Origin of the sequence: Thomasclavelia sp., assembly GCF_017889095.1 — a bacterium.
In the GTDB taxonomy this organism is placed as follows: Bacteria; Bacillota_I; Bacilli_A; order Erysipelotrichales; family Coprobacillaceae; genus Thomasclavelia.
Window position 1 is genome coordinate 1 of the sequence record NZ_JAGHEW010000183.1, and the last position, 4,006, is coordinate 4,006.

A 4,006-nucleotide genomic window follows, 5' to 3' on the forward strand; every position below is an offset into this window, starting at 1 on the left:
AAAGGTGATATTGGGGATATCGTTGGTGTTGAAGGAACTGTCTTTATGACAAACACTGGTGAATGTTCAGTTAAAGTATCTAAATACACTCATTTAACTAAAGCATTACGTCCATTACCAGAAAAATATCATGGTTTAACTGATGTAGAAGAACGTTATCGTCGTCGTTATGTTGACTTAATTATGAATGAAGAAGCTAGAAAAATTGCTTTTACAAGACCAAAAATCATTCGTTCAATCCAACATTATTTAGATGATCAAGGTTATGTGGAAGTCGAAACACCAGTATTAAATCCAATTTTAGGTGGTGCTGCAGCTCGTCCATTTATTACTCATCATAATACTTTAGATATGAATTATTATTTACGTATTGCCACTGAGTTATCATTAAAAAGATTGATTGTTGGTGGTATGGATGCTGTTTATGAAATTGGACGTTTATTTAGAAATGAAGGAATGGATAGAACTCATAATCCAGAGTTTACAACAATCGAAGTTTATAAAGCTTTTAGTGATCTTGAAGGTATGATGGATCTAACTGAAGGAATTATTTCTAATGCTGCTAAAGTTGTTTGTGGTACTTATGATATTGAATACAAAGGACATAAATTATCATTAGCACCAGGATTTAAACGTATTTCAATGACTGAAGCAATTAAAGAAAAAACAGGAATTGATTTTGCTTTGGATATGACTTTTGAAGAAGCTAAAGCTTTAGCTAAAGAACATGATATTGAAGTTGAACCACATTATGGATATGGACATATCATTAATGAATTCTTTGAAAAATATGTTGAAGAAACAATTATTGATCCAACATTTGTATATGGACATCCAATTGAAATTTCACCATTAGCTAAGAAAAACTTAGATGATCCTCGTTTTACCCAACGTTTTGAATTATTTATTTGTGGTAACGAATATGCAAATGCTTTTACTGAATTAAACGATCCAATCGATCAATATGAAAGATTTGCCAATCAGTTAAAGGAAAAAGAACTCGGAAATGATGAGGCCAACGAAATGGACTTGGATTACGTAGAAGCTTTGGAATACGGATTACCACCAACAGGTGGAATGGGTATGGGTATTGATAGACTTGTTATGTTATTAACTAATCAAGAATCTATCCAGGAAGTTATCCTGTTCCCTCAAATGCGCGTTAAGAAGTAGAAATATATTAATAAAATAATATTTGAAATCTTTGCTATAAAAAGAAATATACTTGTAATTAAGCAGATTACATATTATAATTTGCTTATAAATCAGATAGCATTGTACCAAATGCCAAAAGGTAAGGAGTCGTGATCCTTACCTTTTCTAGTTTTTAGAGAGAACTTAGCACTAGGTTAGTTACTGTTATAAATGATTGTCTAATTATCCGTATATGACAGATGTAGTCAACAAGAGTTTTTTATGTTTCTTGTAATATTTTTACTGTATAACTTAGATTGTTTATATAAAATAGGGTTTGATAACAAATAATTTACTTGAGAATGTCTAAAATTATGGAACTTGGAAATATTAAAGAGATATTTTTGTAAATAAAATATCTTAATAGTATGATTGATTATACCATTAACAAAATTAATTTATTATAAGATGATAATATCAAAAGGTAAACTATTATAGCTAGAAAAAATGTTAACTATGCTATGCCTTTTATTGGATAATATTTTTCACACAGAACAAAAATAAGATAACCATTATTAAAGAGTGAGGTGCTATAAATGATAGAAAAATATGAAATAGATCTTAATTTAGTTTTGGAGTTATTAAAAACATCAATTGAAGAAGTATATAAAGAAGATAATAATTTTTTAATATCTCATGAGCCTACACATAAAGGAACAAATATGGAAGAACATGTTGGAGAAAGACCAATAGTCTTTAAGATAGCATATCACTTTCAAAACTTATTAATTCAAAACATGAAAGATGGACGATTAAAAAAAGATAAAGAGTTAAGGGTAGATGTTGAGTATAATAGATTATATAACAGATCAAAAATAACTCATTCTAGACCTAAGGGATCTTCTCCTGATTTAATTTTACATAAAAGAAATAGTGTTGATAAAGATGTCATGGTTTGTGAATTTAAAGGTTACTGGTATTTTGAGAAACAACTTGGTGATGAAATTAATAAAGATAAAGTTAAGATAGAAGAATATTGTGATATAGATGGTGAATATAGGTATCAAATGGGTGTAATGATCTTATTGGAAGAAACTCAATATCAAGTAGAAATATATGATCCAAATACAAAATCATGGCTTCACAAGATTTGAAATAAAGCGATCTGATGAAAGAAGAACATATATAGATTATTTTTATTTTAAATTGATACTTAAAATAAACGTATAAATAACTATAGTTAATTAACTTGTTTTATATCTATATTGACACCGATAAAATAAAATATATAATGTAAGTGAATAACTGTAAAAAATAAAAAAATACAGTTAATTACTTACGGAGGTGTCTATATGTTATATTCTTATTCTCAGTGTATTAAAATGTTTGGTACAGATAGGAAAATAAAGCAAGCAATAAATAACGAGCAAATATTTAAAATTGAAAAAGGAATTTATTCAGATACAAAATATGTATCTGAATTGGCAATCATTTCTATGAAATATCCAAATGCAATTTTTACATTGAATAGTGCCTTTTACTATCATGGATTAACTGATGACATTCCGGATTTATATTTTATAGTAACTGCAAAAGAAATTACAAGAATACGAGATAAAAGAATTAAACAAAAATTTGAAAATAGTAAAGAATTAAATCTGGGTGCTATAAAAATGAATTATAACAATGTAGAAATAAAAATATATAATAAGGAACGAATGTTAATAGAACTCATACGTAATAAAAATAAACTACCATTTGATTATTATAAAGAAATTCTACTTAATTATAGAAAAATTATCAGTGAATTAGACATTCAAACTATTCAAGAATATGCGTATGCTTTGCCAAAAACAAATATGGTATTAGAAACTTTGCAATTGGAGATATTGTAATGATTAATCTTTTAGAATTAATAGAAAATGAAAAACAAAACGGGTATAGTGAAGCTAATGCAGGTGCTAAAGTATGTCAAGATTTATTATTAAAAGCTATTTCAGATAGCACATTAAGTAGGAATGCAACCATTAAAGGTGGGGTTGTGATGCGTAGTAAAACTAATAATATACGTAGAGCAACACAAGATTTAGATATTGATTTTATAAAATATTCTTTGTCCGATTCCTCAATCGATTTATTTATTAAAAAAGTCAATTGTATTGAGGGAATAAAGTTTATTCGTTTTGGAAATATTGAAGAATTAAATCAACAAGATTATCATGGGAAAAGAGTATTTATTAAAAAATTGATTTAGCTGGAAATCAAATTTATTATATTCCTTTGCAATTAATGGAAAATTATAACCATTTTCTAATTTTAAATAACACGTGCGGCAGTATCTATTTAAAAAGCACAGATTTTGTACCAAATCCATTAACAAGAGAAGCATTGCAACAAACATAAAAAGGTAAAGAGCTAATTCTTTACCTTTTTATAATGAGAAAATCGAAACTTAAATTTCAATAATAATTAATTTCTTACCATTCGATGTGATTAATGACCATTTAGTGCTTTTTTATTGATAAAGTGAATAATAAATTGTATATATTAGATAAGGGATAGTTATCTTATATCAAATATCTATTTTTATTCAATTTATATTTAATTAGTTTTCAAAAAGGGATTTAGAAGTTTCTAAACTAGGAAGTTGGCAAAATGAAAAAGAAAATAATTATTGGTATTATCGTTATATTGATCATTGGAATTGGGATTTATTTTGTCACAAAAAAAGATGAACCAGTTATACAGATCAATGAATTAAAAACTTCATTAAATAAGCAAACCTATGATGATATTATTTATAGTGGTTATAATGCTATAGGTGAAGATGAAGATCATATTATATTAATGAGCAAAGAACCAAAAATGAATA

Annotated in this window: 5 protein-coding genes; all 5 read left to right on the forward strand. The window is 26.7% G+C overall.

The genetic code is table 11. From position 1 onward, the window contains the following. A partial coding sequence (lysS, locus tag J7M77_RS07825) for a lysine--tRNA ligase (RefSeq protein WP_296877273.1) occupies positions 1–1,173 on the forward strand: 1,173 nt, incomplete at its 5' end. Between the two features lie 557 nt (positions 1,174–1,730). Then, entirely contained in the window at positions 1,731–2,288 is a 558-nt protein-coding gene (locus J7M77_RS07830; protein ID WP_296877274.1) for a hypothetical protein, read from the forward strand. A gap of 198 nt (positions 2,289–2,486) precedes the next feature. Next, the gene (locus J7M77_RS07835) at positions 2,487–3,029 is read left to right on the forward strand and encodes a hypothetical protein (RefSeq protein WP_296877275.1); all 543 of its coding nucleotides are present in this window, start codon (positions 2,487–2,489) and stop codon (positions 3,027–3,029) included. Then, positions 3,029–3,388: a nucleotidyl transferase AbiEii/AbiGii toxin family protein gene (locus J7M77_RS07840; RefSeq protein WP_296877276.1), complete on the forward strand. Its 360-nt coding sequence runs from the start codon at positions 3,029–3,031 to the stop codon at positions 3,386–3,388. Before J7M77_RS07835 ends, J7M77_RS07840 begins: the two co-directional genes overlap by 1 nt. 401 nt (positions 3,389–3,789) lie before the next feature. Continuing rightward, the coding region (locus J7M77_RS07845) for a hypothetical protein (protein ID WP_296877277.1) at positions 3,790–4,006 on the forward strand (217 nt) is incomplete at its 3' end.

Bases quoted from the DNA above. Each gene is read 5' to 3' on its own strand.
- J7M77_RS07840 (WP_296877276.1), top strand. From the start codon at position 3,029: ATGATTAATCTTTTAGAATTAATAGAAAATGAAAAACAAAACGGGTAT.
- J7M77_RS07830 (WP_296877274.1), top strand. From the start codon at position 1,731: ATGATAGAAAAATATGAAATAGATCTTAATTTAGTTTTGGAGTTATTA.
- J7M77_RS07835 (WP_296877275.1), top strand. From the start codon at position 2,487: ATGTTATATTCTTATTCTCAGTGTATTAAAATGTTTGGTACAGATAGG.